Source organism: Vibrio sp. 10N.261.54.E10, from assembly GCF_002877735.2.
In the GTDB taxonomy this organism is placed as follows: domain Bacteria; phylum Pseudomonadota; class Gammaproteobacteria; order Enterobacterales; family Vibrionaceae; genus Vibrio; species Vibrio crassostreae_C.
In genome coordinates this window covers 568,644-595,356 of sequence record NZ_MCXE02000003.1, presented here as the reverse complement: position 1 = coordinate 595,356, position 26,713 = coordinate 568,644, and the positions used below count along the sequence as shown (strand labels likewise).

Here is a 26,713-nt window from a genome sequence, read left to right as displayed (position 1 = left end):
TTGTTACTAAAAGCTAAATGTATAGCTCTCAGTTCGGTAAATCGTGGAAGGTTTTGCATGGATTGAAATCCAGAGTTTTGATCATCTCGATCACTTTTTCACTGGTGTTTCCTTGTCCGTACGGATTCTCTATCTCTTCCGCAGTATCCTTATACTCACGTTCATTCGCAGATCTGATAGCTCGCTCAATATCAGCTCTGTTCGACTCACAATGCAGCACGCTTTTTGCTGCCAAGCGACCTTTCTGGCGAGATCCAATATTAACAGTGGGGACATCAAATGCCGGTACTTCAATAATACCGCTAGAAGAGTTGCCAATCACAGCCGCTGCATATTTAACTGCACTGAGGTAACGCACTTGCCCAAGCGAAGGAATTGCTAATACGCGATCAGGTTGGCTCGCGGCGTAAGCTTCTAGCATTGGGATAATGCGGCGACCACCATCATCAGCATTTGGGTAAGTGAGGATAACTTGATGCTCTGGGAAACAGTTTAAAGCATCCAATAAAGCTTGGAATGCCTCTTCAGGTGCTTCATTGCCGAGTGTCACCGGATGATAAGTCACCAAGAAAAACGGTTTAGTCAAAGAAAAGTTGAGAGATTCCCCCAACTCGCCCAATGACATGAAGTCAGCACGTTTAAGGTGGTCAAGGCCTATTGCACCGACATTTCTTACTCGCTCAGGTGCCTCACCCAATTGAATCACGCGCTGACGATATTCGTCTGTCGACGTACCATGCAGGTAGCTCAGTTTGGTAATTGCATGACGAATCGCATCATCGTATGCGCCTTCTGTAATTTCACCACCATGCAAGTGAACAATAGGAATACGCAAAATCATCGCCGTTTGAGCAGCGGCTAATGCCTCAAAGCGATCGCCAAGTATAACCAATACATCAGGCTGTAGACGTGCTAAAGAGTCCGAAAATCCAAGGACACCAAGGCCCATACTTTTAGCTGTACCTACGGCAGAATCAGACGAAAGCAGGATTTCAATTTTTTCATCAATCTTAAATCCATCTTTTTCTATCTGCTGATAGGTCTCCCCAAACTCCGGCGAAAGGTGCATCCCCGAAACGAGAAGCTGCAGTGTTAAATCGGGATCACTTTGAATATCTTTCAAAAGCCAAAAGAGCAGACCATACTCTGCTCTTGTTCCAGTAAAAACCGCTACTTTCTGAATCTTGTTTTCCATTAAGCGCCTTTAGACAGTTGAATGGGTGTGCTCGGAATGTTGATCAAATGCGCTTCAATAAACTCAGACTGCGTCAAGTCACCACGCAATGCGTTCTCGAACATAGGAAGACGATGCATCAACTGCCAAATAGGACGCGTCATGACACCCGCAGAGTTGGTTTCTTCCAAAATTTGTGCTCGTGATGCTGTGTCTGGGCAAATAATCGCATTCAGCCAATAATTCGATGTCGCGTATTCTGGCTCTGTCACGAATGTAAATTCTGAACCGGAGAAAAAATGTTGGTATTGTTCAGCCAATTGGCGCTTCTGAGCTAGGTATGATTCGAGCACTTCCATTTGTGCACAACCCAATGCGGCATTCAAATTTGGCATTCGATAATTGAAGCCAGGCTCATCATGATAAAACTCAAAAGGGTGTGGGACCTTAGCTGTCGTGGTCACGTGCTTAGTACGAGCACCCTGCTCTTGAGTTTTACACAGAATCATACCACCGCCACCGGTTGTAATAACTTTATTGCCATTAAAGCTGATCGCAGCATAATCACCGAATGTACCTGTATGTTGGCCTTTATAGAAAGAGCCCAAACTTTCTGCTGCATCTTCCACTAAGACCAGTTGCCACTTTAAACATACGGCGACTAACTCATCGAGTTCGACAGGGTGGCCGAAAGTATGCATCGGAACCACAGCGCGGATGCGTTGTCTTGTTTGTCTATGGATACAACCTTTTTCAGTCAACTCAGCGTGTTGTGTTAGATAGTGGTCAACCGCTTTAGGGCACAAGCCTAAGCTTACCGGAGATATATCAACAAAAATTGGCTCTGCACCCATGTGATACAGGGCATTGCAAGTCGCAACGAAGGTCAAAGCTTGTGTAACAACCAAATCACCGCGTTGTACGCCCGCCATATAGAGTGCTGCATGTAGAGCTGCGGTGCCATTGACAGCAGCTACCGCCTTAGCACTTCCGGTGTAAGCTTCAATCTTCGATTCAAACTCATCCACAAATTTACCAACACTTGAGACAAACGTACTCTCAATGGTTTCTGTGACGTAAGCTTTCTCGTTGCCATTGAATGTTGGCGCATGCAAAGGAACAAACTCATTGGTTTGGTAAGTATCACGAACAAATTCAACTAATGATGCAGGTTTCATGTTCTCTCCTACATTTTACTGTCTAGATATTTGCCTGTTTCTTTGTGTCCAAAGTCAGGAATCATAGTAAAGAATAGCTCGACGATTTGCTCTTTGCTCCACTCTCGATCTGATTTCATTTGACCAATTGTACTTTCAAATAAATTCAGTAACTCTTGCTGATACAAAGGGTCGTTTTTAATAATGCCTAGGTTTGCAAAACGCTCCATATCGAGTGTTTCTTTATCGGTAAAAAACTCTTCAAAGTCTTTCTCACCAGTAGTGTCACTAGACGTAAACAAACAAGGCCACTTGCCTTGTGATGGAAGTGTTTTCGCCAACTCACGGGCTTCATCTTCGCTTTCACAAAGATGAGGTTCGTAACCGCGTTGCTCAAGGTACTTCACAGCAATATCTGCAAATGAGATTAAGTGAAGTGCTTCACTAAGTTTAGGGAAGAAGATGTCTCTGTTTTCACCAAAAATACACGACATTAAGCATAACTCACCAGACTCTTGAGGCGTAACGAAGTAGCGTTTAATGTCATTTGGCGCCACGATAGGTTGGTTTTTCAATAGGCGTTGGTTAAAGCCGTGTAATAGGGAACCATCAGAGAATGCCACGTTAGCAAAACGTGCTGTCGAGATAGCCATCTCTTCACTTTTACGCATTAGGAACATCTCCATAATACGCTTTGATGCTCCCATCATATTGACTGGATTTGCCGCTTTATCTGTCGAGACACAGAAATATTTCTTCGCCCCAGCATCAATCGATTGTTGAATAGTTTTATCAGTATTAAACACATTCACATCGATCATTCGCATTAGCGTGTACGGATCTTTTTCACTACGGACATGCTTAAGTGCCGATAAGTTCAATACGTAATCGTATTGGCCATCTGCCTTAATGAACGCATCATACTCAATCGAACCGATATCAAGAGCAAAAGTTTGAAAGTCACCATCGATGTAACCAAAAGAGCTACGAATATCTCGAACCACCTCCACCATGTTATTTTCACTGATATCAACAACATGCAATTTATTAGGGTTGCGTTTAAAGATCTCTTTAGTAACCGCTTGGCCAATGGAGCCTGCGCCACCAAGTACAAGGAAGCGGGATTCAGAAACAATACGAGATAGCTCAGCTTCATGCTGACCGATGTCTTGAGTAAACAAAGCATCGGTACGACCGATGAGGGGTAAAATAGAATTCATTGGATGAGTTTCTCTGTTTTCTTTATTTTTGAAATTCAAATGAGGTGGACTTTTGCTATCCACTGTCTGTCAAGCACTTTAGCTCTTGGTGAAACAATCGAGACTAGACGCCTTTCCTAATTCTAGTAAACGCAAGTAACACCATACTGCAAGAAAAAAGTATCGTGTTAATTCTCAGTTCTAGTCGCAAACTATCTGAGGCGGAGGCAGTGCAGAATCTAGTACAGATCATTATAACGAAACCACATTGTTTGTCCTATGTGTTTGTATATCTGAGAGCAAAACCTACTTTTAACCCAATAAAAGACTGGGTCATGTTGCTATTGAATTTTACATTTTTACTATAACTCTGCATAATTCATACTTCCTCGCTAACTGAAAACTAATACATGACTTTGTTTCGCCAACCACCTAATTCGCTCTGTATTTTAAGACTTTCCGCTATCGGTGATGTTTGCAATACGGTCGCTGCCGTCAAGGCAATTCAAAGACAATGGCCATCGACTGAAATCGTCTGGGTAACAGGTCATCTAGAGAGCAAGTTAATCTCCGAGCTAGAAGGCATAAAAGTTGTTACGTTTGATAAGAGTGGAGGCTGGAAAGCGTATATAAACCTTTGGAAAGCTCTCAGAAATTATCACTTCGACGCCTTACTGCATATGCAATATGCTTTGCGCGCTAGTTTAGCAACCTTAGGCATCAAATCCCGTTATAAACTTGGGTTTGATAGCAGTAGGAGCCAAGACTTTCAAACCTTGTTTACTAACATCAAAGTGCCATCACCAAATACTATGCACGTGCTCGATGGCTTACTAGCCTTTGGCAAAACTTTAGGTATAACGAACATGCAACCGGTATGGGGCCTTCACTACTCCTCAACAGACCTAGAGTGGGCATCAAAGCACATTTCTAATGAAAAGCCGAATTTGGTCGTAGTACCTGCTGCTAGCAAGTCATATAAAAACTGGAATGCCAGTGGCTATCAAGATGTAATTAATCACGCTTTAGGTCATGGTTGGAACGTTCTTCTCGCAGGCAGTCCCGCTAAAGTAGAACTTGAACTAGCACAAGAGGTGCAAGGTGGTCTAAACGAGAGTGTTACTGACCTTGTTGGAAAAAGCTCATTAAAAGAGATGCTTGCTCTCATTGATAAGGCTGATTTAATCATCGCTCCTGACACAGGTCCTACTCACATGGCAAATACAATGGCAACGCCGGTTATCGGTTTGTATGCTCATCACAACCCCAATCGAACCGGGCCATTCCGTTACCTAGACTATGTAGTTTCAGCCTATGAGGAAGCCATTTTAGAGGAGACAGGCAAAGATTTGACCCAATTAAGCTGGCGAGCACGTGCAAAAGATAAAAATGCGATGAATAGAATCTCTTCTGATTCGGTCATTAAAATGTTTGATAAAGTCACCCAAGAATTAAACCTATTGCGATAAGATTAGCTCAGGAACTCAAATGGCAAGTAAACCAACAATTGCGGTAGCTCTTATCGTAAAAAATGAAGCACAACACCTAAAAGCATGCCTAGATACAGTCAGTGATTGGGTTGACGAAATAGTGATTCTAGACTCAGGGAGCACCGACGGTACTGAGCAAATAGCTAGGAGTTTTACGGACAAGTTTTTTGTTAATTTTGATTGGCCTGGATTTGGGATGCAAAGGCAACTTGCACAACAGCATGTCGAATCGGATTACGTCCTTTGGCTTGATGCAGATGAGCGAGTTACCCCTGAACTAAAACTGAGTATTTTAGAGGCGGTCAATTCTGACAATTCAAACACTGTATATGGATTGACTCGATTAAGCTGGGTTTTTGGTCGATACATACGCCATTGTGGTTGGTATCCAGATAAAGTTTTGCGCTTATATCGCACCCGTTTAACAGGCTATAATGACGCTCTAGTACACGAAAAGGTTTACGTTACAAAAGATGTGCAAGTGAAGATATTACAAGGAGACCTTGTGCATTATACCTATAATGATATGAATCATTACCTTTTAAAATCAGCTGGCTATGCGAAAGCTTGGGCAGATCAACGAGAAAAACAAGGTAAGACAGCAAGTTTAACTCAAGGTCTCTTTCACTCTGTTGGATGTTTTATAAAGATGTATTTCCTTAGAGCTGGCTTTTTAGATGGTAAGCAAGGCTTACTCATTTCTTTATTATCGGCACATTCCACCTTTGTAAAATATGCCGATTTATGGGAGAGAACCCATACACGATCTCAGTCTGATCAAGATAAAATCTAGTTACATTGTATCCGCCCCATGAACCCACGGGGCGACTTGTCAGTGTTTGAAGTTCCAAGGCAGGAGTGCGTCGATATCAGGCTCAGCTTTCGCCAGCTCTTTCATGCACTTGACCATGTAGTCGTAGAGGATAAGACCGTTGGCTTTCGCGGTCTCGATGATGCTGTAAAGCATCGCGCTCGCATCAGCACCGTTTGGTGTGTTAGAGAACAGCCAGTTCTTCCTGCCAATGACCAGTGGTTTAATTGCGCGTTCAGCGCGATTATTATCAATAGATAAGTGACCATCGTCGATATAACGAATAAGCTTTGACCACTGCCCAAGCGTATATTTTATCGCTTTGCCTAGTGGGCTAGAGCCAATCACCTTCTGGGTCGTCATCCATTGGTAAAGCTCATCCAGTATCGGCTTGGCAAGCGCTTGACGCTCTGCTTTTCGCTCTTGGGCAGGCGCACCTTTTAAGCGTGATTCTATCCCGTAGAGTTTTTGGATTTTAGCCAGCGCCTTATCAGCCTTGCCCGATTTACCTTTCCCTTGAAGCTTTTTAGCATCCATGAACTTGCGACGAGCATGCGCTAAGCACCCTACCTTGGTGACGTGATGAAGTCCATCATAAGCCGCGTAGCCATCGGTTTGTAGATAACCGTTGTAGTCACCTAAAAAGTCCACGGGACACGCCCTCGCGCGACTGTTTTGATAGTCGTACAAGGCAATATTTTTCACATTCGGCAGTGCCGCTTCGGGTGAGTCAGCGCCTGAGCAGTAGAGCCACATATAACACTGCTTCTCTTCTTTGAGCACATTGAGCGGCGTTTCATCCGCTTGAACCACCACTTGTTGAAGTAGGTGCTCTTTCAAGGCGGCATACAGCGGGGCGAACTTCTCACTGACTTGGATGACCCACCTAGCCATGGTGGTACGTGATAGCTCGATACCCGACTGGGTAAACAGCGATTCTTGACGGTAAAGTGGCATCGCGTATTGGTATTTTCCAAGAATGATGTTGGTCAGCAAACTTTCTGTGGCGAAGCTTTTAGGGATGAGGCTCTGAGGGGATAGCTTCTGAACGATTCGGCTGCTGTCGCCTGTTTTCTCGCACTGGCGGCAAGCGTACTTAGGACGAACATATTCCAACACTTTGAGTACCGCTGGCGTGAACTCTAGCTTCTCGCTGCGGTCTTCCCCGATTTTATGCAGGCTATGATTGCAGCAAGCGCACTGCTTTTCATGGTCGTCTATATCAAGTTCGATAACCTCACGAGGCAAGGTCTTAGGCAGAGGTTTACGTTTACCGCGCTTTTTCGTTGTGGTCGTGGTTGTCACCTCAACCTCGTCTTCTTTAACGGCTTCACATTCCGCTTCGTTGAAGAGGTCACCTTGTGATTCATCGTAAGGCTTTAATGCCTCCGAGCGTTTCGCGAACTGACGGTCGAAGGCGAGTTTGAGTTGTTCAAGCAGCGATTGGCGCTCTTGTTTCCACTCATTTTTCTCCGACATCAGAGCAGCTACCATCGCTTGTAGCTCGGCAACATCTTGGCTTTCTGGGTCGATATTTGGCGTCTTTTTCATAGCATTGATTATACTAAAATCGTGCCGTTAACGCTTGGAGAATAAGGCCTTATTCTCGATTAACTCATTGTAAAATCGTTTATTTTGATGGGTTCGTGGCCGATAATTGTGAAGCCTGAAAGCAGTCTGTCAAGCTCAAATTGAGTGAGGGTAAACACCTGATTTTTCTCTTTTGAAGGCCACTTATACTTGGCTTTTTCAAGGCGTTTATACCAGAGGGCGAAGCCTGTTTTATCCCAGTACAACACTTTAATCTTATCGCGCTGTTTATTGGTAAACAGGAACAGCGCACCGCTGCCAAGAGGCAAGTCAGTATCATTTTCGATAATCGCTGCAAGGCCGTTGATGGACTTTCTAAAATCGACGCTTTCACGATAAAGGTAAATGTCTGGAGCGCTGAGCATACCTTTCATGACAACGCTCCAATGAGTTCAGCAAGATAGGTGGCTGGCGTGCCTTGAGGAATGCTCAGCTCCACATCATTGATGAGAAGTGTCATGTTCGCCGTAGCTATCTGGGCCTGATACTTGGTTGTCTTTTCAACGATTTCGGCTTTAACAAATCCGACAGATTCCGATTGGCTTGCTGTTTGGAGTTGACGCCGTTTGGCAAAGAACGTGGATAAACTCAGTCCATGCTCTTCACAAAAAGCGCGTTGGGTAACACTGCTGCTTTCATATTGCTCAAACAGTGATTGCCATTCTAGGTTGGTACGTCGTTTTGCCATTTCAACTCTCCTTTGGGTTGGAGAGTTGATCTTATTCTTCGTGCTGAAGGATTAGAATGCGGTGTTCATGACACGCTTACGTTACATTCCTTTAACTGAGGACTTTAGATTGCTTATCCATGGCTCTATTGTTTCAAGCACGTATGAAATATCTATGCGAGTCAAATCATCTTGTTCACCTCTACTGCTTGCATTTTGAGGACAAAAGGCGATATGCGTGTCAACTGAGTTTAATGGACGCCAACGTAAAGGTGTTGCTGACCTTTTACTCGGAAAGAACCCAATTGTAGGTACGTCAAGAGCAGCAGCAATGTGTAATGGGCCTGTTGACCCTGCAGTAAATAAATCAGCACATGCTAGCGAGCGAGAAAAGTCTACCAAACCGTCATTTTTGTCATAAACACGAGCTTCAACGTCTATTTTAGCTAACAAATTTTTCAGTTCTTGTGCCTTACCTTCTTCTCCAGGGCCAGCTGTAAGTACTATTTCGAACTTTGCCGCCAAGCCAGCAATAAGATCCCTGTATTGGTTAAGTGATAAATTGTTAGCTGAACCACCAGTTCCAGCATGTACAAACAACCATGACCTATTTTTATCAAGCTCTAGTATTTCAGCAAGCTTGTTCTTTTGAGTAATTAGTTCACTCTCAGAAAAAGTTAAATACGGGGTACTAGGTTCTACGATCGGTTTATTAATATCATCTAGAAAAGAACGAACTAAGTCTAAGTTGTACTCATATTCTGATTTTAATGATTTAGAACGACGCTGAACAATTCGTTTGTTGTATAGGATTTGGGTAAACTTGGTTGCAGGTGCCAAACGATAAGGTATTTTAGCTTTCCACACTAACTTGGCGTTATATGCTGTTGAAAAGAAGTTAATTGAAACATCAAACTTTTCAGTCTTTATTTTTTCTAACAGTTTTTTTTGTTCTTCTTTACTCGAGTTCTCTGTTGGATCGAGCAATACTGAGTCTATCCATGGGCAAAGTTCCGCAAGCGCGACAGTATATTTAGGAACCAATGCAGTAATATGAGTATTAGGTAAGGACACCTTTAACATTGCAAAGCTTGGCCATGCGAGCATGAAATCACCAATTTTGTCATTACGTACTACAAGAATTTTTTGCATAATTACGCCCTTTACTAAAACTAATTGAAACCAAATCTCTTTTTAAGCAAAGCAACTCTGCGCTGAGTTTGCCTTTGAGTGATGGCAGGTGATATGTGGTAGAGGAGTTTAAGAAAGTCATTAGTAAAACCAAAACCGTCAATCATCACAACCTGCTCTCTTCCTTGGTAATAGGCAATAACTAAATTACCTGATACAAGATCTATGACAGATATTTTTTTTGATATAAGCTTTCGGCAGAATTCATCGACTAGTAACTCAAGCTTAGGATGAGTTCGATCTTTCGCTAAGTTCTTAGCTATCTTTCCATCTTCGCCTTTTATTAATGGACACACCAAGCCACAGCCTAAGTTAGTGTCCACCCATTCTATAGGTAAAGCAAAGGGTAAATCTGAAATATCCATTCTTTTCTTTAGTGATTGCATATAAGAGAACTCACGTTCACTTTCGTTTCTTGACCGTTTAGTTTGGTATCGAATTTTTATGCACAAACTTGGGTTTTCTGGATGAACATAAACCACGCGTTCAGAACCTCGTGCAATTTCTAGAGCATCAGATAATTTTAATTCCGCAATATTCATAACAAAAATCTTAACTTAAAAATAGACTTATCAAGAGTAAACCTTTCTTAAACGTTCAAAACTCTTATTAAAGAAATTGACTACAAGTAGACTGTTTTCCTTGATATTTATCTTACTATTTACAATATTTGAAGCCAATTCTGAAAAGTTTTGATAACTTTCAACTTGTACACCAATAGTTTCAGTAAGCTCTCTATAATTTCGTGATTTATCTCGCACATGCACTATACCCCGCTCCATTCTTATATACTCCTTTATTGTTGTCATACTACCTCTGTCTTGCAATATTATATGGTTGCAAGACATAACTAGGGCGTTGTACGTAACACCATTCGTTACTGTTGGGAAACTAATATCAATATTTTTCCTTTTGAAAAATCTTAAGTAGGCACAGTAAACATCCAGAAGAATTCTATATTTCCGCCTTTTATTGTAAGTAAATATCATGTACTTGTAATCTAGCAAAGCACCTTTTTTATCAAGATCATTTAAAATACTAATAGTTTCAGAAAGTGTAAACACCCCACGTTTAGCTCCTATTAATATTTTTTCCTCGGGATTTATCGCCTGTGATTTTAATTTATACAACTCTTGAAATTTTTCTAATTCTTTAGTCGGCATAACAGAGAATGCATCTCGCGCATCCGTAATGTTAAAATCACTCCTTTCTAAAACGTATTGTAAATCTTGATTAAATGCTTTTTCTGCTGCTATGAAATTTCTTATTTTTTTCAAGACTGTTATACAATCATCAGACATATAATTACGAGGCGTTACTTTCAAAAAACCATTTTTACTCTTAGTTTTAACCCAACGAGTTAATTCATCTTCGGTTAAATGTACGTATATTTTTTCGATAGAAGTCTCATTGAAAGAACAAATGTCATTGAATAAAAAACTATTATTTTTATTCAATGATATGAATGTAATGCTTTTAGCCGAGGATATCTCTTCTAGAGAGAAATCTTTATAATATTTGCTTTCAATGATTGAATTTTTTATAACATTATTGTCCAATGTCAAAAAATATAAATTCTTTTTATGAATGGCACACTTATTAATCAACATGTCTATATACAAATTTACAAAGATATGACTGCTGTATCCAACAATCAAATGTTTTTCTTGTAGCATAAAGTGAACCCTCTATTTTTATTTCTCGCTTAATCACTTAACAACTAAGCTTCTCAAATACATATCTAAAAGAACTTTATATCCAATAATATTAGAGTCCGTATTTTCTTTTCCACTTAGTTCATTCTGGGCTCCATCTCGCCAAGGGTACACTAGAGTGGGGTCATCATTAAAAAACACACCATTTGGAGTAATAGTTCGAGATTGATTGTAACCAAATTCATTTATATCTAAGCTGTTCAGCATATTATTACCAGCCAAAGACACATACTCTCTACCGGACAAGCTGTAATGGTATAGTGTTGGAAACACATCTTTGTGCGAACCTACTCTTTGGGGATCGTAGTTATATTCAACTTGGTCTAAAATTTTCGGTGGGACATACATATAAAAGGGAACGCCTTCCGATACAGCAATTTCATCCTTCCGTGTTGTCGCAATCGAACGAGCGCGGTGATCACCAGTTGCTGCTATCAAAGTTTTTTGGCCTAATGAAGAGTGCTTAATACTGCTAATAAATCGACCTAGCGAATCGTTAGCATATTGGTAAGTCTTCAACATGGCGTCAGCATCTTTTGCTAAAGGCCCCATAAGCTCATCTAACCTATCGCTAACCGTTATTGAGCTAGCCTTGTAGCCAGAAGGCGCTTTATACGGAGGGTGATTTGTCACAGTTAAGATATACAGCATGGTTGGCTGAGTGGCATTCTTTAGCAACTCTTCTGCATATTGAAAAGTATACTCATCAGGAACTCCCCATGTTGATGCTTGACTAGCAGCATCTGGAATGGCCTTTTTGATATCATTTTCATCTAGCACCTTATCGAACCCCTGCACCGGAAGGTAATTCGACAGGTTTCGCCACATCCCATTTCCCCCAGTCAAAAAAATCACTTCATAGCCAGCTTCTTTATATGGCAAAACGGCAGAGCTTTCTAAAGCCACTTTTTGATAATTGTTATGAGCAATTGTTGGGATCGGGCTATAAAACAACATCATCATGATGCTTTCAAGTGTGCCACTACCACCAGATACAAACCTTTCAAATACAAAATCATTTTCAAAATGAGGACGAAGCGCTCCTAGCATATCGTTTCTGCCTTGGTCATCTTCTAACAGAACATTGGTGCCCATACTTTCCATCAATGCCATTACAACATGTGGTTGGTTTTTCTCTAAATAGTGATTGATAGGCAGCGGGTAATGTGGTGTTGTTTGGCCAAGCACTTGTAGCATCTGTTGTTCTAGCTCGCTCTTATCAACAGGCTCAATTTTTGATTGGCCCTTGTAATCTGATCGAGCCCAATCAATAGCCATAAATGCATTGGGCGTCACAATATTAAGGGCTTTATATTGGGAAACATTTGCATGGTACCGTTTGAGAGGTAATGAGCCAATCGAACCTCTAGCTGCCACAAAGTAGACAGCGACAACCGAGATAACAACTACTGTCGTTTGCCAGACTTTAGGTTTTCTTGAAGAAGAACCACTAATTAGCTTATGGTCAAGCTTTCTATGAACCCACATAAAAAAACAAGCAATTGCTATAGAGCCTAAGAAAGACCAGACAATAGGATAACTCCTCCAAGCATCTCCCAAAATAGCTGAGGTATCATCATCGAAAATCCCGAATGCAAAAAGGTCTATGTAATTTCCGTACGTCACATAATAGTAGTAATTGCCGATCGAGAATGCGGTTATTAAAAAGAAAATAACTAATGAGTAATATGGTGCCCACTTTCTCCAAACACCAAAAACGTTTTGAAATTGCGCGGTAATCAAACCAGTTAAAAAGATGGGAGCAAAACCTATTGCTGTCACTTTTAAATCATATCTTGCTCCAACAAAGAACGCTTGGAAAATATCGTCACTGTGTTGCTTGAGCAATACATCATCTGCAATCAAGTGTAAAAACATGCCACGTGAAATAGAAAGCAAGCATGTTGCCATCACAACTAGTGAGGCAATTAGTTTAAGAAGGTGATAATAGTTTGTCTGGCGATTTATCATAGCAAATATGTCTGAAGCGGTTAAATACTGCAAAAAGTATATCATTGAGCCGCTTTTGTGCACAGCAATCAAGATTTTTATTCAGTTTTGTTTACTTTTGGCACTCTTCGCAATAAAACGTATTGCGCTGTCCGATTTTTAGCTCTTGAATCAATGCTTCGCAGCTTGGACACTTTTCACCTGCTTTACCATACACTTGCAGCTCTTGTGCGAAGTAGCCTGGTTTACCATCAGCCTGAGAAAAATCTTTCAGCGTAGTACCACCTTGTTTAATGGCGGTGGCGAGCACTTGTTTGATCTCTTTGGTCAACAAGACCCACTCTTGTTTTGTCACTTTGCTTGCAGGGCGCAAAGGGCTAATACGTGAAGCAAATAGCGCTTCATTGGCATAGATATTACCCACACCAACCACCACTTTGTTGTCCATGATGAACTGCTTGACGGCCACTTTACGCTTTTCTGCTTTCTCAGCAATGTAGTCAGCGTTAAAGTCGTCCGTTAACGGCTCAGGACCAGAACCAAGCAACACAGAGTGGACTTCATCAGGCGCCGACCACAACCAAGCGCCAAAGCGGCGAGGGTCGTTGTAGCGCAATACTTTGCCATTGGTGAGCTTAAGATCCACGTGATCGTGCTTGGCTGCTGGAAAGTCAGCGTCTAATACGCGTAGTGAGCCAGACATACCAAGGTGAACAATGGCAGTGCCAGTATCCGTTTCAATCAATAGGTACTTTGCACGGCGCGAGATGGAGCGAATCATCTGCCCTTCTAATGCTTTTAACTCTTGTGGGATATCCCAACGCAGCTTAGGCGTGCGAAAAGTAAGGGTTTTAATGGTCTCGCCAACTAAATGAGGCGAGATCCCCATACGGCTTACTTCGACTTCGGGTAATTCAGGCATAGTTAGTCGTCCGATTTAGAGGAGTGGTTAGCGTTAAAGCTTGGAAACAGGTAGCTCTCTTCAATAGACACCGCCAACCACTGATCATTCCAGTTTTTTAACAACCAGAACTCAGGCAATTGATAATAGGTAATACGCTGGGGCTCTTCTTGGTCTTGATACCATACTTCGATGGTGTGTGGTGTATTTAACCGAGGCGTAAGGTCTGTGTAGGTCTGTGAGTCGACTTCCGTGCCCACAAGCTCTTTCCAACGTTGTGACAGCTCTTGTGCATTGGTGGCTTGAGGAAAGTCAGTATCTTCGAACTGGTAAACCCATTGATTATCTTGTTGAATGACAGACCACTTAGCAAAGTGTAACGCTTGAAGCTTTGCTGTTGGGTTCAGGAGATAAGGATAAGGGCTATCAACCTGCGGTTCAGGCTCGATAAGGTACGCTTTGATCAATGTTGGAAGGTTTAACACGCCAATAAAAGCGATCACACTGAACATGAGTATGTTGTTCCACCGGCGTCCACGATATCTCATCTGATTCTGCTCATCTAACCTATTGAACATTCAGTATATCGTGAAAGTGGCAATACTTTCTATGTTGTACAGATTTCTATCTATCAGAGGCTATATCAAGCAAGAATAATTGAGTTCCTCAAATTTTAGATATAAAAAAACCCAGCGATTAAACTGGGTTTTTCAATTCTTTCTTCTACTGAAGAAGAGCAAAAAAAGCATCAATTACTTGATTTTAGCTTCTTTGTACATAACGTGTTGGCGAACTACTGGATCAAACTTTTTGATCTCAAATTTGCCTGGCATGTTACGCTTGTTCTTATCAGTTGTGTAGAAGTGACCAGTACCTGCAGAAGATACTAGACGAATTTTCTCACGAATGCCTTTAGCCATTGCTTAATTCCTCTTAAACGTTTTCGCCACGTGCACGGATATCAACAAGAACAGCATCGATGCCTTTCTTATCAATGATACGCATGCCTTTAGCAGTTAGACGTAGTTTAACAAAACGTTTTTCGCTCTCTACCCAGAAACGATGAGTTTGTAGGTTCGGCAGAAAACGGCGCTTAGTAGCATTGCGTGCGTGTGAACGGTTGTTACCCGTTACTGGACGCTTACCAGTTACTTGGCATACTCGGGACATGAATGTCTTCTCCAATCGTTTCAGCTCGATATCAACCTTGGTGGCCGAACCTCTCTATCAATTAAAATAGAAGGTAAAAACCGTTATGGAAAATCCATACAAGGCTATCAAAGGTCGCGCATTATACTAACTTGACACGCATTGCTCAAGACCCGAACAGATCCTTTTTACGGATTTCGTGATCTTTTTTTGTGCAGCGCAGCTTGCTTGAGTAATCAGAGCTGATTTTAGGTCTAAAAATGTGGGCGGAATAATAGCAGATTTAACGCAACTAACAACCTAAAATGTGATTCAAATCCATCCACGCTCTGCAAAAGAGACAACTTCGCCATCTCCAACCACAAAATGGTCGAGTATTCGTATGTCCACCAGCGCTAATGCATCGGTTAATCGGCGTGTAATCCGCCTATCCGCTTGGCTGGGTTCCGCAACACCCGAAGGATGGTTATGAGCTAAGATTAATGCCGCCGCATTGTGATGAAGTGACCGTTTAACCACTTCCCGCGGGTAAACCGATGCGGCATCGATGGTTCCTTCAAACATAACTTCGTCTTTGATTACCCTATTTTGGTTATCGAGGAACAATATATAGAAGGCTTCTCGCTGGCGATCACGCAACATGCTCGAAAGATAAAGCTTAGTATGGCTAGGGCTCGTGAGCGCATCTCCACGAGATAAAGTCTCTGCTAGATAACGCTGCGTCATCTCTAATACAGCCTGTAATTGAACATACTTGGCCTGCCCCATCCCTTTATGGGCACAAAATTCTTCCTGCGTTGCTGAAAAAAGATGACGGAGCGAGCCAAAGTCTTTGATCAACTTGTCAGCAAGTTCCAACACGTTCATTCCTTGTGTCCCTGTTCGCAGAAATATCGCGAGCAATTCCGCATCACTCAAAGAATCAGGCCCTCGACTCAATAACTTTTCTCTCGGCATCGATTCGGCAGGCATTTTATCTATTGGCATATAAAAACTAATCACTAGTCATGAACACGACCCACCACCTTAATGAGATCATAATCGGAGATCCTTCGGTAGAGATAAAAGGAAACGAGTCACTAGCAAAACCGTGTAATTGATAAGTTTGATAACACCAACTTGATGAGCGTCAAATCTGTTCTAATTCTGCTTCTAGGCACTAATCCTTTGTTCTGATATCGTAAGTCGCAGAGAAATTAAGGAACAGAATCATGCAAACATTGGTTAATCAACTGGATAACGCTGACCTACAAGGCCTAGCTGGGAAAAAAATCCTACTTGGCATTAGTGGTGGTATCGCTGCGTATAAATGTGCCGAACTGACTCGACGCTTAATTGAGCGTGGGGCGCAAGTACAAGTCGTGATGACAAATGCAGCCAAGGAGTTCATCACTCCTCTCACCATGCAAGCCGTCTCTGGAAGGCCAGTGTCTGATAGTTTGCTTGATCCTGCTGCTGAGGCTTCCATGGGGCACATCGAGCTCGCAAAATGGGCTGATTTGGTATTACTAGCGCCAGCAACCGCTGATCTGATTGCGCGCATGACAGCTGGCATGGGTAACGACCTACTGACCACTTTGGTTCTAGCAACCGATGCGCCAGTTGCGGTATCTCCGGCAATGAACCAACAGATGTACAGCCACCCTGCCACTCAAGAGAACATCGCAACACTAAAACGTCGTGGTTGTGAGATTTGGGGACCGGCGGCTGGCGAACAAGCGTGTGGTGATGTGGGAATGGGTCGCATGCTAGAGCCTATGCAGCTCGTGCACCGCTGTGAAGACTTCTTCCAACCTAAGCCACTTGCTGGCCGTTTTGTGCTTATTACTGCAGGCCCGACTCGTGAAGCGATTGACCCGGTGCGTTACATTACCAACCACAGCTCGGGCAAGATGGGCTATGCACTGGCTGAAGCAGCCGCGAAACAAGGCGCAACAGTGACTCTAATCAGCGGCCCTGTTTCATTAGCAACGCCAAATAAAGTTAATCGTATTGATGTCGACAGCGCACAACAGATGTTTGATGCCGTTACTGCTAACGCTTCTCAACACGATATTTTCATCAGCTGCGCCGCGGTTGCCGATTACCGCCCTGAGACCATTGCAGACCAAAAGCTTAAAAAGGTCGACGGTAAAGACGACATGACCATTCAAATGGTTAAAAACCCAGATATTGTCGCTTCTGTCGCTTCAATGACCGAAGGTCGCCCATTTACTGTCGGCTTCGCAGCAGAAACTCAAGATGTTGAGAAGTACGCACGCGGTAAACTGGAAAGAAAGAACCTCGATATGATCTGCGCCAACGACGTCTCAGTTGAAGGCCAAGGCTTCAATAGCAGTAGCAATGAGCTGCACCTTTATTGGAAAGGCGGCGATAAATCTCTGCCACTGGAAAGCAAAGACACACTTGGTTTCCAGATCCTCGATCAGATCCAACAGCTTATTAATGTATAAACGCACAAATTTGCTCTGATAATCTGCTGACACCTCTCGATTCTGTTGACCTAGGGCTTACAAAACTAGGAAACAGAATTGAATGGTGTTTATAATCCTTCTTCACTCAATCCTCATCTTTAGGAAAGGAAGTAAATAGATGGCTGGTACTCGAAAATCAAACCGTCGTGAAGAAATCCTACAAGCTCTCGCACAAATGTTGGAATCGACCGAAGGTGCTTCTCGTATCACAACGGTAAAGTTGGCCAAGCAAGTGGGTGTTTCTGAAGCTGCGTTATACCGCCACTTCCCAAGCAAAGCCCGCATGTTTGAAGGCCTGATCGAGTTCATTGAAGAAGCGTTGATGTCTCGAATCAACCGTATTCTGGATGAAGAGAAAGACACGCTAGAGCGCATACGCCTAGTACTACAACTTATCTTAGTTTTCTCAGAACGTAACCCAGGCCTGACTCGAATTTTATCTGGTCATGCTCTAATGTTTGAAAATGAACGCCTGCGTGATCGCATCAACCAACTTTTCGAACGCATTGAGACGCAACTTCGCCAGATCCTGCGTGAAAGAAAGCTTCGTGAAGGGAAATCATTCCCGGTTGATGAGAAAATCTTAGCCGCTCAACTGCTCGGTCAAGTTGAAGGCAGCTTGAATCGATTTGTTCGCTCAGACTTCAAATATCAACCAACAGAAAACTTTGATGCTTATTGGGCTCTGCTAAGCGCTCAGATTAAGTAACAATCAAATTAAGTAGCAATCAAATCTTAAGTGATGGTTATGACGACGAAAACTTCTCCGACAAACAGCACTGCACAACACGTTATTACTAAGCCACCCTTTACTCTGGCGTTACTCCACCCTAAATACTGGGGAGTATGGTTCGGTTTTGGGTTATTGGCGCTTATCGTTAACGTTCTCCCTTATCGCCTCTTACTGCTGTTAGGCCGATCGTTAGGCTCTTTGGGGGCTCGCTATGGTAAAAAGCGCGTCGCGGTAGCAACACGTAATTTGGAGCTCGCCTTCCCAGACAAGCCAGCAGATGAAGTCGCGGCAATGGTCAGTGAGAACTTCAAGAACACCGGTATGGCACTCATCGAAACGGGCATTACCTGGTTTTGGCCAACGTGGCGCTTCAAAAGAATCCTAGTAGATAAAGATACCCAAACGCTGCGTACACACAAAGACAACGGTAAAGGTGTTCTACTATGTTGCGTACATGCCTTGAACCTAGAGATCACCGCGCGAGCAATGGCTGTTCTCGGTATTTCAGGTTTAGGTGTTTATCGCCCGCACAACAACCCAGCTTATGAATTCATTCAATACCGCGGTCGTACTCAGAACGGCAATCGCCTGATTCACCGTAAAGACGTCAAACGTATGATTCGAATCCTGCGTCAGGGTGAGATCCTTTTCTATCTGCCGGATCATGATTACGGCCGTAACAAATCTGTGTTTGTGCCTTTCTTCGCAGTAGAAGATGCGTGTACCACAACAGGCACCAGTATTCTGGCTTACACCAGCCGATGTGCACTTGTTCCGGGGTCTGGTTTTAGAAATGCCAACAGCAAATATGAAATCATGGCTGATGAGTCAATCGAAGAAAACTACCCGCAGAAAGATGAGAAAGCGGCTGCCGCCTACATGAACCGCTACCTTGAGAAGATTATCTTAAGAGCACCAGAACAGTGGATGTGGCTGCACAAGCGCTTTAAGACTATGGAAGACCCAGAAGCTGAACGCGGCATTCGTTACAAATAGAGCACCTATCTTCAGATAAGAAAGCAGCTCACCTCAATAGAAAAGTAAAAGGCCCGAAAGATATTTATCTCTCGGGCCTTTCTCGTTTTGAAATTCTAAACCTAGGGATCTAAACCATCAGGTTCAAAACTTCAGGCATTAGATACCATATTGAGCGCGGTACGCTTTTACTGACTCTAGATGCGCTGCGTCTGTGCCTTTCTCTTCAAGGAAAGTCACCAAGTCAGTCAGGCTAACGATTGAGATAATCGCACAACCGAAGTCACGCTCAACTTCTTGAATCGCAGACAGTTCGCCTTTGCCCTTCTCTTGACGGTCGATAGCAACAAGCACACCCGCTAAATCAGCGCCATTTGCTTGGATGATTTCCATCGACTCACGAATCGCAGTACCTGCAGTGATCACGTCGTCCACTAACATGATGCGACCTTCAAGCGCGCTACCGACAAGGTTGCCACCTTCACCGTGGTTTTTCGCTTCTTTACGGTTAAAACAGTAAGGCGTATCTACATCGTGGTGATCTGCCAGTGCAACCGCTGTCGTCGTTGCAATTGGGATACCCTTGTATGCAGGGCCAAATAGTACATCGAACTCAATGCCAGAATCAGCCAATGCTGCTGCGTAGAAGCGACCTAAACGCGCTAGGTCACGACCTGTATTAAACAATCCAGCATTGAAGAAGTAAGGGCTCTTACGGCCAGACTTTAAAGTAAACTCACCAAACTTAAGTACTTCTTTCTCTAGTGCAAATTCAATAAATTCACGTTGATATGCTTTCATGCTCATCCTCTAAATTAATTTACTTTCCAGTTCCTAACTTCCAATCGCTCAGGAAGCTAACAATGATGTATTTTCTAAATAGATAGCTCTACAACAAGGCAGCAAGGTTTTTCAGCCCTATGAGCATAGGGGACCTATGTGATTAGGGTGAAAAATTGCAGCTAACGCTGGTGTAGAGTTATATATGACGAAAATAAAAAAATAGCCCCTTAAAAAAGGAGCTATCTAAAAACTATTCTGCTAACGCCGACTTCTGCGCTTCAACAATATCAGCAATGCCCTTATTCGCCAGGGCTAAAAGCTGCATCAGCTCTTCGTGGCTGAACGGTTCGCCTTCTGCTGTGCCTTGAATCTCAATCATCTTACCGTCTTCCGTCATTACAACGTTCATGTCGGTATCGGCTGCTGAGTCTTCAACGTACTCAAGGTCACACAGTGCTTGTGCACCAACGATGCCCACTGAAACTGCCGCTACGTGGCCTTTCATTGGGTTCTTTTTCAGTTTGCCGCTTGCTAGTAGGCTGTTGATAGCATCAGCCATTGCAACGCTTGCACCTGAGATAGAAGCAGTACGAGTACCGCCGTCTGCTTGGATAACATCACAATCGACAGTGATCATAATTTCACCCATTACTTTCAGGTCAACAACAGCACGTAGGCTACGAGCGATCAGACGTTGGATTTCCATCGTACGACCACCTTGCTTGCCGCTCGCCGCTTCACGACGGTTACGAGTGTGCGTTGCACGTGGCAGCATGCCGTATTCAGCCGTTACCCAACCCTTTCCTTGGCCTTTTAACCAACGCGGTACGTTTTCTTCTACCGTCGCATTACATAGAACTTTAGTGTTGCCGAACTCAACTAATACAGAACCTTCAGCATAAGCTGTGTAGTTACGAGTAATTTTAATTGGACGAATTTGATCTACAGCGCGGTCATTTGGACGCATTGGTATCTACCTTATTAACAGTCTGAAGTGATTTACTATCGAAAGAGTGCATCACCTAAGAAAGGGGTGAGACAGTTTTGATTGGGGCAAGATTATATAGCAGTTTATCGTGCAAATCTATTTACCGTTCAAAGCTATTTATCACGAAAGGCTATTTACAGTGAAAAGCGACAGGCTTCGAGAGCACACCATATCGTGATACTATGCGTGCGCGTTATTTTCAGAATGATAAAAGACAGGAAAATTCGATGATTTATAGTATGACCGCGTACGCACGCAAAGAAGTAAAAGGCGATTGGGGCAGCGCAGTATGGGAAATCCGTAGTGTAAACCAACGCTACCTAGAAACTTACTTCCGTATGCCTGAACAGTTCCGTGGTTTAGAGCCAATCTTGCGTGAGCGTTTCCGTAAGCGTCTTGCACGCGGTAAGGTTGAATGTAACCTACGCTTTGAAGCAAACCCTGCTGCAAAGGGCGAACTAAGCATTAACGAAGGTTTGGCTCAGCAAGTAATCAATGCTGCGAACCAAGTAATGACGATGACAGGTGAAGACAGCCGTTTGAACCCATTCCAAGTCATGAATTGGCCTGGTGTGATGGAAACGCCAGAGCAAGACATGGATGCCATCAACAAAGACCTACTTGAAGCATTCAACGATGCTATCGCAGAGTTCATTGATGCTCGTGCTCGTGAAGGTGAGAACATGAAGGCGCTAATCGTACAGCGCTTAGATGCAATCACTGAAGAAGTAGTGAAAGTTCGTGCACGCATGCCTGAGATCCTAGAGTGGCAACGTGAGCGTCTTCTTACCAAATTTGAAGATGCGAAAATCGAACTTGAAGGTTCTCGTGTTGAGCAAGAGCTTATCCTACTTGCGCAGAAGTCAGACGTAGCAGAAGAGCTAGACCGTCTAGATTCTCACGTGAAAGAAGCAAATGCAGTACTGAAGAAAGGTGGCGCTTGTGGCCGTAAGCTAGACTTCATGATGCAAGAGTTCAACCGTGAGTCAAACACGCTAGCGTCTAAGTCTATCAGCACAGACATCACAGCATCAGGCGTAGAGCTTAAGGTTCTTATCGAACAGATGCGTGAGCAGATCCAAAACATTGAATAACAGTCTGTAAGCTGTACACGATAAAGAATAATCAGCTTAATCAGTGTTGATTAGATCAAAATGAGCTCCTAATTTTAGGGGCTTTTTTTTATGGATACAGTAATAGTAATCAGGATGAGCAAGTGACTGGTTGTTACGTAGAAGGTTGAGTTAGAGCAAAGAACAGATACAACGATAGTTAGAACGAGATAACGGACGTAAAACAGGATTTTTGAATACTTAGAGAGGGTATTGCTAATGGAGAAGAGTGTTGCGGTAAAACTGAGGGGGGAAACAAATTTGAGAGAGAAAGTGACGCAAGTTGCTGTTGCAACCTGCGCCGACTTAAAATCTTATAGAGCTACAACGTTTGCAGCTTGAAGACCTTTTTGGCCTTGCTCTACTTCGAAAGACACTTGTTGGCCTTCTTTAAGAGTCTTGAAACCTTCAGAAGCGATTGCACGGAAGTGTACGAATACGTCAGCGCCGCCGTTGTCTTGAGTTAGGAAACCGAAACCTTTCTCTTCGTTAAACCATTTTACTACGCCGTTTGTTTTGTTAGACATGATGTGTCCCTTATATAAAAATAAAAAATTAATCGCCAAAAGTGCGATGCGCTGAAAGCTTGAATTATTTAATGTATCTATGAAGCCAAGGGAAACACTGAGAATAACAATGAAGCAATACTAAGGGTTTTACTTTACAACTGATGTTTCATTTAATAACTCTGAAAACAGAGCGAGGCCATTCTTGGTGATCTGGGTCGGGTTGTAAAGCTTTATTTGAAAATAATTGATGTTTTTTTGTTCGGTTGGCTTGAATTCAAGCCCAGCTAGGTCGCCGGGCTTGATTTGTAAGACTTTGATCTCAAAAAATTTACTCGTCCGGCTGCTTAGTTCTGAGATCGACATATGGCCAGTAATGGTGACCGACTCGAATCAACAGAGTTGCTGCTGCTAAGATAAATGCCGCTAAAGATAACCAAACGATCAATACCGCATCGAGTTCTTTCATGCCCAAAGTGATGTAACGAGCAATCGCCATCATCGCGATATAGATTGGGTATCGCACTGGGATCTTACCGTTCATCACAAACTGCTGAACCATCGCCAACACTTCTAAATAGATAAACATCAGCAGAATGTCGGTCAATTGCACTCGGCGTTCAGCGAAGACATGCATGAACTCTTCGACCATCGCAAACAAGGTCGCGAGCGTGATCGCCACCAGCAATACCGCTTCCATAATGTGGAATACTTTTAAAAACGGCTTACTAAAAGATTTAGGTAAGTGAGAAGGCATAGTCACTCTTCAAAAAATAATTAATCCAGTCTCTACAATAGCATGCATCAATATAAGTCGCGTACTGTCAAAGCACCGACTTTAGGCTAACGCCATCAACTCATCGGTAACCAACATTAAGAAGCAACGGTAAAAAGCAACAAATACAAAAATGGCCCCGCATTCACTGCAGAGCCATCTGTTTGTCTTTTACTTAGCGACTTCTTAGTGACTAATTAGCCTTAAAGCAGAATCAGGTAAGTTAAGAACACCACACACAGTCCGTAGATAAGCGGGTGTACTTCTTTGCGCTTACCTGCCACAACCATTGTGAATGCGTAGCTGATGAAGCCCATCGCCATACCGTTCGCAGGAGAGAAGCTTAGCACTGTGAACATGATAGTGAAGAAGGCTGCAATGCGTGACTCTTTCTTTTCCCAGTTGATCTGACCAAGACGACCTACCATGTAGATGCCAACTACTACCATCGCAGGCGCAACCATAGCTGCTGAGAAGATAGAGAAGATTGGGTATAGGAATAGCGAGATTAGGAACAGACCAGCCACCATGACTGCTGCCAAGCCCGTTTTCGCACCTTGAGAAGAAGCGATGCCAGACTCAGAGAATGCGGTAATTGATGTGGTACCAAGAATAGAGCCAATCACAGTACCGCCCGCATCTGCTACTAGAGCCGATTTCGCGTTTGGCACCTTACCGTCTTTATCGATGATGCCCGCATCACGGCCAACGCCGACAATGGTGCTCAAGCCATCAAAGAAATCGACAATCAAGAATATAAGTACGATGAACAGTAGGTCGAACATTTTCTCTGGCGTGAAAGCAGAGAAATCAAAGATAGCGCCGAAGCTGCCTGCCATGCTTGGTGGCATAGCAATGAACTGCTCTGGGATTGGTGCATTTGAAGTGCCCATGAAGACGTCAGCAAGAATCGTCAATACGATAGCTGAAACAAACGAGATGAACGTTGCTAGCTTGATGTCACGAACCATACAACCCAATGCGATGAAGATGCTCACATAAGCGATGATCACTTTTGGATCGGAAATATCGCCTAAGCCAACCAGTACGAATGGGTTAGAAACGATAATGCCCGCATTCTTAAGACCTAAGAAAGCAATGAACAGTCCGAGAGACACGGTAATCGCCAACTTCAAATCTTCAGGAATCGATTCAATCATCGATTTACGAATATTGGTCAATGAGAACGCAAGGTACAAAATACCAGATAGGAAGATACCGAACAGCGCTTCATTCCAAAGCACGGCAACAGATCCACTTAACAGCAGACCTTTGAAAAAGCCGTTCATACTCATGCCCGGCGCTAGCATTACAGGGTAGTTGCCCCAAATGCCCATAATTAGGGTTGCGATTGCCGCAGACAGAGCCGTTGCAGTAAACACGGCACCTTTGTCCATGCCTGGAATATCACCCAAAATTGCTGGGTTAACCGCCAGAATGTAACTCATCGCCAAGAAAGTAATGAAACCCGCATACAGCTCAGTGCCAATCGTGGTTTTTCTTTCAGTGATTTTAAACATCGAATCAAGCGAGCCAGAGGTGTTCTGGGCTTTCAGGGTGGAATCGGTACTCACAACAAAACCTTTGCAATAAATTAAGAATTTGGTGATTCAAATGCTGTGTGAATAGAGAGGTCTCTACACTAAAAACTGTAGTCACCAAGGTAGGCTCGGTAGTAGAAACATCTAGTCTAGTAGGGTCTGTTGGCCCTTCGAGATGATTTTTGCAGCGAGTTGTTGGGGATTTCTACAAGGCAGAGACTTTGAAGTGTAGCTAGCCTACATAAGAAGTCGATAACGCAGTAGAAATCACCAACAAACGCTGCCCGAAGGGTTCGGCTAAAATCGTTTTATGCTTTGTTAAGGAGTCTTTACTTAGAATACTAGGCTACAAACTCCTTGCCGCGCCTAAAACGATTTTTTCTCGAACAAAACTCCATCGCGAAAGGTCAACAGACCCTAGATATATACAGCATTTAATCGTTTGCGCGGATTGTAAGGATTGAGATTAAAACTTCAACAAATTTTGTCCAGATCACATAAAAAAGTACCGATGACGAGTCATTACATTTATACAAAGATCCTTGAGAAGATCATTCGCTAATAAATAACGATCAAGCCAGTTGTTCTCAATCATCTAAATATGCTACTCTTCGCCTCCATTTTTCTGACCTAATTTTCACCAGTTGCTTCTATTAGTTTTACTCGTTATCTCTTTATAGACGTAACCAACGGCACAATTAGTAGATGCGCCATCGGAACAAAAATTAGAGTCAGTGCTATCTTTTAAAGTGTAGGTTTATTGCCTTCACTCAATCCAACCAACAGTGGAAATATACAGATGGGCAAAGGTACTCTTTACATCGTATCTGCACCTAGTGGCGCAGGTAAGTCGAGCTTGATCTCAGCAATGCTAGAAACCAATCCAACCTACGCAATGAAGGTATCTGTTTCACACACCACTCGCGGTATGCGCCCTGGTGAAGAAAATGGTGTTCACTACCACTTCGTAGAGAAGCATCATTTTGAAGACCTTATTACTAAAGGTGAATTCCTAGAGTACGCTGAAGTGTTCGGCAACTACTACGGTACTTCACGCGTTTGGATTGAAGAAAACCTAAACCGCGGTATCGATGTATTCCTAGATATCGACTGGCAAGGTGCTCGTCAGATCCGTGAACAAATGCCTCAAGCGAAGAGTGTATTCATTCTTCCACCATCAAATGGTGAACTAGAGCGTCGTTTGAATGTTCGCGGTCAAGACAGCGACGAAGTTATTGCGAAACGCATGAGCGAAGCAAAATCAGAGATTTCTCACTATGCAGAATATGATTATGTGATCGTGAATGACGACTTTGATGCAGCCCTAATGGACTTCAGAGCTATCATTCGTGCGGAACGCTTAAAAGAAGATAAGCAAGCAGCGAAATACAGCGGCATGCTTACTGCTTTATTAGCGGAATAATCTAGATCCCCTAGATTTTCTATTGAGATAAGTATACGGTGATCTAGAAAGTATCTAGTTAAACTTGTATACTTTCTCGTCATCAAAAATTTATTAGTTAATTACTATTTGGAGTCCTCATGGCACGCGTAACTGTTCAAGACGCTGTTGAAAAAGTTGGCAACCGTTTCGACCTAGTTCTTATTGCGGCTCGCCGCGCACGTCAAATGCAAACTGGCGGTAAAGATTCACTAGTGCCTGAAGAAAACGATAAGCCAACGGTTATCGCTCTTCGCGAAATCGAAGAAGGTCTTATCACTAAAGACGTACTAGATGCTCGTGAGCGTCAAGAGCAACAAGAGCAAGAAGCAGCTGAACTTGCAGCAGTAAGCAGCATCGCTCACACTCGTTAAGAACGTCATTCGAACTA

Annotated in this window: 28 protein-coding genes; 8 read left to right on the top strand and 20 right to left on the bottom strand. The window is 43.1% G+C overall.

The window, feature by feature from the left end; all coding sequences use genetic code 11:
- Nucleotides 1-28: 28 nt before the first annotated feature.
- Genes neuC through BCU07_RS21650 form a run of 3 tightly spaced genes read right to left on the bottom strand, consistent with a single transcriptional unit; the run spans nt 29 to nt 3,551 of the window.
- Nucleotides 29-1,195 carry a UDP-N-acetylglucosamine 2-epimerase gene (neuC, locus tag BCU07_RS21660; protein WP_069597296.1) on the bottom strand — a complete coding sequence of 389 codons (1,167 nt, stop codon included), beginning with the start codon at nt 1,193-1,195 and terminating at the stop codon, nt 29-31.
- A complete protein-coding gene (locus BCU07_RS21655; RefSeq protein ID WP_102428039.1) occupies nt 1,195-2,352 on the bottom strand; it encodes a LegC family aminotransferase in 1,158 nt (385 codons plus the stop codon). The genes neuC and BCU07_RS21655 overlap by 1 nt, the downstream gene beginning before the upstream one ends.
- Before the next feature lie 8 nt (nt 2,353-2,360).
- On the bottom strand, nt 2,361-3,551 hold the full coding sequence (locus tag BCU07_RS21650; RefSeq protein ID WP_102428040.1) for a UDP-N-acetylglucosamine 4,6-dehydratase: 1,191 nt from the start codon (nt 3,549-3,551) through the stop codon (nt 2,361-2,363).
- A 389-nt stretch (nt 3,552-3,940) separates the two neighbouring features.
- Between BCU07_RS21650 and BCU07_RS21645 the strand changes: the two genes are divergently transcribed.
- Entirely contained in the window at nt 3,941-4,999 is a 1,059-nt protein-coding gene (locus BCU07_RS21645; RefSeq protein ID WP_017066300.1) for a glycosyltransferase family 9 protein, read from the top strand.
- A gap of 19 nt (nt 5,000-5,018) precedes the next feature.
- Nucleotides 5,019-5,813, top strand: a complete 795-nt coding sequence (locus tag BCU07_RS21640) for a glycosyltransferase family 2 protein (RefSeq protein ID WP_017066301.1) — start codon at nt 5,019-5,021, stop codon at nt 5,811-5,813.
- Between the two features lie 39 nt (nt 5,814-5,852).
- Here BCU07_RS21640 and tnpC read toward each other — a convergent pair whose 3' ends face one another.
- From tnpC to radC, 12 genes are all read right to left on the bottom strand, one after another.
- Nucleotides 5,853-7,382 (bottom strand): IS66 family transposase, encoded by a 1,530-nt coding sequence (gene tnpC / locus BCU07_RS21635; protein WP_413286182.1) that lies wholly within the window; start codon nt 7,380-7,382, stop codon nt 5,853-5,855.
- Between the two features lie 59 nt (nt 7,383-7,441).
- Complete coding sequence (gene tnpB / locus BCU07_RS21630; protein ID WP_017037716.1) at nt 7,442-7,795, bottom strand: IS66 family insertion sequence element accessory protein TnpB; 354 nt, start codon at nt 7,793-7,795, stop codon at nt 7,442-7,444.
- The gene (gene tnpA, locus BCU07_RS21625) at nt 7,792-8,109 is read right to left on the bottom strand and encodes an IS66 family insertion sequence element accessory protein TnpA (RefSeq protein ID WP_017068715.1); all 318 of its coding nucleotides are present in this window, start codon (nt 8,107-8,109) and stop codon (nt 7,792-7,794) included. Before tnpA ends, tnpB begins: the two co-directional genes overlap by 4 nt.
- A gap of 81 nt (nt 8,110-8,190) precedes the next feature.
- Complete coding sequence (locus tag BCU07_RS21620) at nt 8,191-9,240, bottom strand: glycosyltransferase family 9 protein (protein ID WP_017066302.1); 1,050 nt, start codon at nt 9,238-9,240, stop codon at nt 8,191-8,193.
- 20 nt (nt 9,241-9,260) lie between these two features.
- Nucleotides 9,261-9,821: a YrbL family protein gene (locus tag BCU07_RS21615; protein ID WP_017066303.1), complete on the bottom strand. Its 561-nt coding sequence runs from the start codon at nt 9,819-9,821 to the stop codon at nt 9,261-9,263.
- 30 nt (nt 9,822-9,851) lie between these two features.
- A complete protein-coding gene (locus tag BCU07_RS21610) occupies nt 9,852-10,955 on the bottom strand; it encodes a hypothetical protein (RefSeq protein ID WP_017066304.1) in 1,104 nt (367 codons plus the stop codon).
- A gap of 33 nt (nt 10,956-10,988) precedes the next feature.
- Nucleotides 10,989-13,010: an LTA synthase family protein gene (locus BCU07_RS21605; RefSeq protein ID WP_017066305.1), complete on the bottom strand. Its 2,022-nt coding sequence runs from the start codon at nt 13,008-13,010 to the stop codon at nt 10,989-10,991.
- A 46-nt stretch (nt 13,011-13,056) separates the two neighbouring features.
- Entirely contained in the window at nt 13,057-13,866 is an 810-nt protein-coding gene (mutM, locus tag BCU07_RS21600) for a bifunctional DNA-formamidopyrimidine glycosylase/DNA-(apurinic or apyrimidinic site) lyase (protein WP_102428467.1), read from the bottom strand.
- A gap of 2 nt (nt 13,867-13,868) precedes the next feature.
- Nucleotides 13,869-14,393, bottom strand: a complete 525-nt coding sequence (locus BCU07_RS21595) for a hypothetical protein (RefSeq protein WP_032546317.1) — start codon at nt 14,391-14,393, stop codon at nt 13,869-13,871.
- Between the two features lie 204 nt (nt 14,394-14,597).
- Nucleotides 14,598-14,765 (bottom strand): 50S ribosomal protein L33, encoded by a 168-nt coding sequence (gene rpmG / locus BCU07_RS21590; protein ID WP_002535344.1) that lies wholly within the window; start codon nt 14,763-14,765, stop codon nt 14,598-14,600.
- 13 nt (nt 14,766-14,778) lie between these two features.
- Nucleotides 14,779-15,015, bottom strand: coding sequence for a 50S ribosomal protein L28 (gene rpmB, locus BCU07_RS21585; RefSeq protein WP_004728407.1), 237 nt, complete (start codon nt 15,013-15,015; stop codon nt 14,779-14,781).
- Between the two features lie 291 nt (nt 15,016-15,306).
- The gene (gene radC / locus BCU07_RS21580) at nt 15,307-15,981 is read right to left on the bottom strand and encodes a RadC family protein (protein ID WP_102428468.1); all 675 of its coding nucleotides are present in this window, start codon (nt 15,979-15,981) and stop codon (nt 15,307-15,309) included.
- Between the two features lie 224 nt (nt 15,982-16,205).
- On the opposite strand from radC, the gene coaBC reads away from it, so the two are divergent.
- The 3 genes from coaBC to lpxL all read left to right on the top strand — a co-directional run bounded on the left by coaBC (nt 16,206) and on the right by lpxL (nt 19,197).
- The gene (gene coaBC, locus BCU07_RS21575; protein ID WP_102428469.1) at nt 16,206-17,447 is read left to right on the top strand and encodes a bifunctional phosphopantothenoylcysteine decarboxylase/phosphopantothenate--cysteine ligase CoaBC; all 1,242 of its coding nucleotides are present in this window, start codon (nt 16,206-16,208) and stop codon (nt 17,445-17,447) included.
- A 139-nt stretch (nt 17,448-17,586) separates the two neighbouring features.
- Complete coding sequence (gene slmA / locus BCU07_RS21570; protein ID WP_004741428.1) at nt 17,587-18,177, top strand: nucleoid occlusion factor SlmA; 591 nt, start codon at nt 17,587-17,589, stop codon at nt 18,175-18,177.
- Between the two features lie 39 nt (nt 18,178-18,216).
- A complete protein-coding gene (gene lpxL, locus BCU07_RS21565; protein ID WP_102428470.1) occupies nt 18,217-19,197 on the top strand; it encodes an LpxL/LpxP family Kdo(2)-lipid IV(A) lauroyl/palmitoleoyl acyltransferase in 981 nt (326 codons plus the stop codon).
- A gap of 138 nt (nt 19,198-19,335) precedes the next feature.
- Here lpxL and pyrE read toward each other — a convergent pair whose 3' ends face one another.
- The gene (gene pyrE / locus BCU07_RS21560) at nt 19,336-19,977 is read right to left on the bottom strand and encodes an orotate phosphoribosyltransferase (RefSeq protein ID WP_017059267.1); all 642 of its coding nucleotides are present in this window, start codon (nt 19,975-19,977) and stop codon (nt 19,336-19,338) included.
- 232 nt (nt 19,978-20,209) lie between these two features.
- On the bottom strand, nt 20,210-20,926 hold the full coding sequence (gene rph, locus BCU07_RS21555) for a ribonuclease PH (protein WP_019826449.1): 717 nt from the start codon (nt 20,924-20,926) through the stop codon (nt 20,210-20,212).
- Between the two features lie 248 nt (nt 20,927-21,174).
- Here rph and BCU07_RS21550 point away from each other — a divergent pair, with 248 nt between their 5' ends.
- Nucleotides 21,175-22,041, top strand: a complete 867-nt coding sequence (locus tag BCU07_RS21550) for a YicC/YloC family endoribonuclease (RefSeq protein ID WP_017059268.1) — start codon at nt 21,175-21,177, stop codon at nt 22,039-22,041.
- A 332-nt stretch (nt 22,042-22,373) separates the two neighbouring features.
- Here BCU07_RS21550 and BCU07_RS21545 read toward each other — a convergent pair whose 3' ends face one another.
- The 3 genes from BCU07_RS21545 to BCU07_RS21535 form a co-directional block, all read right to left on the bottom strand.
- Complete coding sequence (locus tag BCU07_RS21545) at nt 22,374-22,586, bottom strand: cold-shock protein (RefSeq protein ID WP_004735656.1); 213 nt, start codon at nt 22,584-22,586, stop codon at nt 22,374-22,376.
- Between the two features lie 310 nt (nt 22,587-22,896).
- On the bottom strand, nt 22,897-23,322 hold the full coding sequence (locus BCU07_RS21540) for a phosphate-starvation-inducible protein PsiE (protein ID WP_017062464.1): 426 nt from the start codon (nt 23,320-23,322) through the stop codon (nt 22,897-22,899).
- 221 nt (nt 23,323-23,543) lie between these two features.
- Entirely contained in the window at nt 23,544-24,914 is a 1,371-nt protein-coding gene (locus tag BCU07_RS21535) for an NCS2 family permease (protein ID WP_017062465.1), read from the bottom strand.
- A 766-nt stretch (nt 24,915-25,680) separates the two neighbouring features.
- Between BCU07_RS21535 and gmk the strand changes: the two genes are divergently transcribed.
- Together gmk and rpoZ are read left to right on the top strand one after the other, a co-directional pair.
- Complete coding sequence (gene gmk / locus BCU07_RS21530) at nt 25,681-26,304, top strand: guanylate kinase (RefSeq protein WP_017062466.1); 624 nt, start codon at nt 25,681-25,683, stop codon at nt 26,302-26,304.
- Between the two features lie 119 nt (nt 26,305-26,423).
- Entirely contained in the window at nt 26,424-26,696 is a 273-nt protein-coding gene (gene rpoZ / locus BCU07_RS21525) for a DNA-directed RNA polymerase subunit omega (RefSeq protein WP_009848003.1), read from the top strand.
- The last annotated feature ends 17 nt before the right edge of the window (nt 26,697-26,713 follow it).

Bases quoted from the DNA above. Each gene is read 5' to 3' on its own strand.
- neuC (WP_069597296.1), bottom strand. From the start codon at position 1,195: ATGGAAAACAAGATTCAGAAAGTAGCGGTTTTTACTGGAACAAGAGCA.
- BCU07_RS21655 (WP_102428039.1), bottom strand. From the start codon at position 2,352: ATGAAACCTGCATCATTAGTTGAATTTGTTCGTGATACTTACCAAACC.
- BCU07_RS21650 (WP_102428040.1), bottom strand. From the start codon at position 3,551: ATGAATTCTATTTTACCCCTCATCGGTCGTACCGATGCTTTGTTTACT.
- BCU07_RS21645 (WP_017066300.1), top strand. From the start codon at position 3,941: ATGACTTTGTTTCGCCAACCACCTAATTCGCTCTGTATTTTAAGACTT.
- BCU07_RS21640 (WP_017066301.1), top strand. From the start codon at position 5,019: ATGGCAAGTAAACCAACAATTGCGGTAGCTCTTATCGTAAAAAATGAA.
- tnpC (WP_413286182.1), bottom strand. From the start codon at position 7,382: ATGAAAAAGACGCCAAATATCGACCCAGAAAGCCAAGATGTTGCCGAG.
- tnpB (WP_017037716.1), bottom strand. From the start codon at position 7,795: ATGAAAGGTATGCTCAGCGCTCCAGACATTTACCTTTATCGTGAAAGC.
- tnpA (WP_017068715.1), bottom strand. From the start codon at position 8,109: ATGGCAAAACGACGTACCAACCTAGAATGGCAATCACTGTTTGAGCAA.
- BCU07_RS21620 (WP_017066302.1), bottom strand. From the start codon at position 9,240: ATGCAAAAAATTCTTGTAGTACGTAATGACAAAATTGGTGATTTCATG.
- BCU07_RS21615 (WP_017066303.1), bottom strand. From the start codon at position 9,821: ATGAATATTGCGGAATTAAAATTATCTGATGCTCTAGAAATTGCACGA.
- BCU07_RS21610 (WP_017066304.1), bottom strand. From the start codon at position 10,955: ATGCTACAAGAAAAACATTTGATTGTTGGATACAGCAGTCATATCTTT.
- BCU07_RS21605 (WP_017066305.1), bottom strand. From the start codon at position 13,010: ATGATATACTTTTTGCAGTATTTAACCGCTTCAGACATATTTGCTATG.
- mutM (WP_102428467.1), bottom strand. From the start codon at position 13,866: ATGCCTGAATTACCCGAAGTCGAAGTAAGCCGTATGGGGATCTCGCCT.
- BCU07_RS21595 (WP_032546317.1), bottom strand. From the start codon at position 14,393: ATGAGATATCGTGGACGCCGGTGGAACAACATACTCATGTTCAGTGTG.
- rpmG (WP_002535344.1), bottom strand. From the start codon at position 14,765: ATGGCTAAAGGCATTCGTGAGAAAATTCGTCTAGTATCTTCTGCAGGT.
- rpmB (WP_004728407.1), bottom strand. From the start codon at position 15,015: ATGTCCCGAGTATGCCAAGTAACTGGTAAGCGTCCAGTAACGGGTAAC.
- radC (WP_102428468.1), bottom strand. From the start codon at position 15,981: ATGCCAATAGATAAAATGCCTGCCGAATCGATGCCGAGAGAAAAGTTA.
- coaBC (WP_102428469.1), top strand. From the start codon at position 16,206: ATGCAAACATTGGTTAATCAACTGGATAACGCTGACCTACAAGGCCTA.
- slmA (WP_004741428.1), top strand. From the start codon at position 17,587: ATGGCTGGTACTCGAAAATCAAACCGTCGTGAAGAAATCCTACAAGCT.
- lpxL (WP_102428470.1), top strand. From the start codon at position 18,217: ATGACGACGAAAACTTCTCCGACAAACAGCACTGCACAACACGTTATT.
- pyrE (WP_017059267.1), bottom strand. From the start codon at position 19,977: ATGAAAGCATATCAACGTGAATTTATTGAATTTGCACTAGAGAAAGAA.
- rph (WP_019826449.1), bottom strand. From the start codon at position 20,926: ATGCGTCCAAATGACCGCGCTGTAGATCAAATTCGTCCAATTAAAATT.
- BCU07_RS21550 (WP_017059268.1), top strand. From the start codon at position 21,175: ATGATTTATAGTATGACCGCGTACGCACGCAAAGAAGTAAAAGGCGAT.
- BCU07_RS21545 (WP_004735656.1), bottom strand. From the start codon at position 22,586: ATGTCTAACAAAACAAACGGCGTAGTAAAATGGTTTAACGAAGAGAAA.
- BCU07_RS21540 (WP_017062464.1), bottom strand. From the start codon at position 23,322: ATGCCTTCTCACTTACCTAAATCTTTTAGTAAGCCGTTTTTAAAAGTA.
- gmk (WP_017062466.1), top strand. From the start codon at position 25,681: ATGGGCAAAGGTACTCTTTACATCGTATCTGCACCTAGTGGCGCAGGT.
- rpoZ (WP_009848003.1), top strand. From the start codon at position 26,424: ATGGCACGCGTAACTGTTCAAGACGCTGTTGAAAAAGTTGGCAACCGT.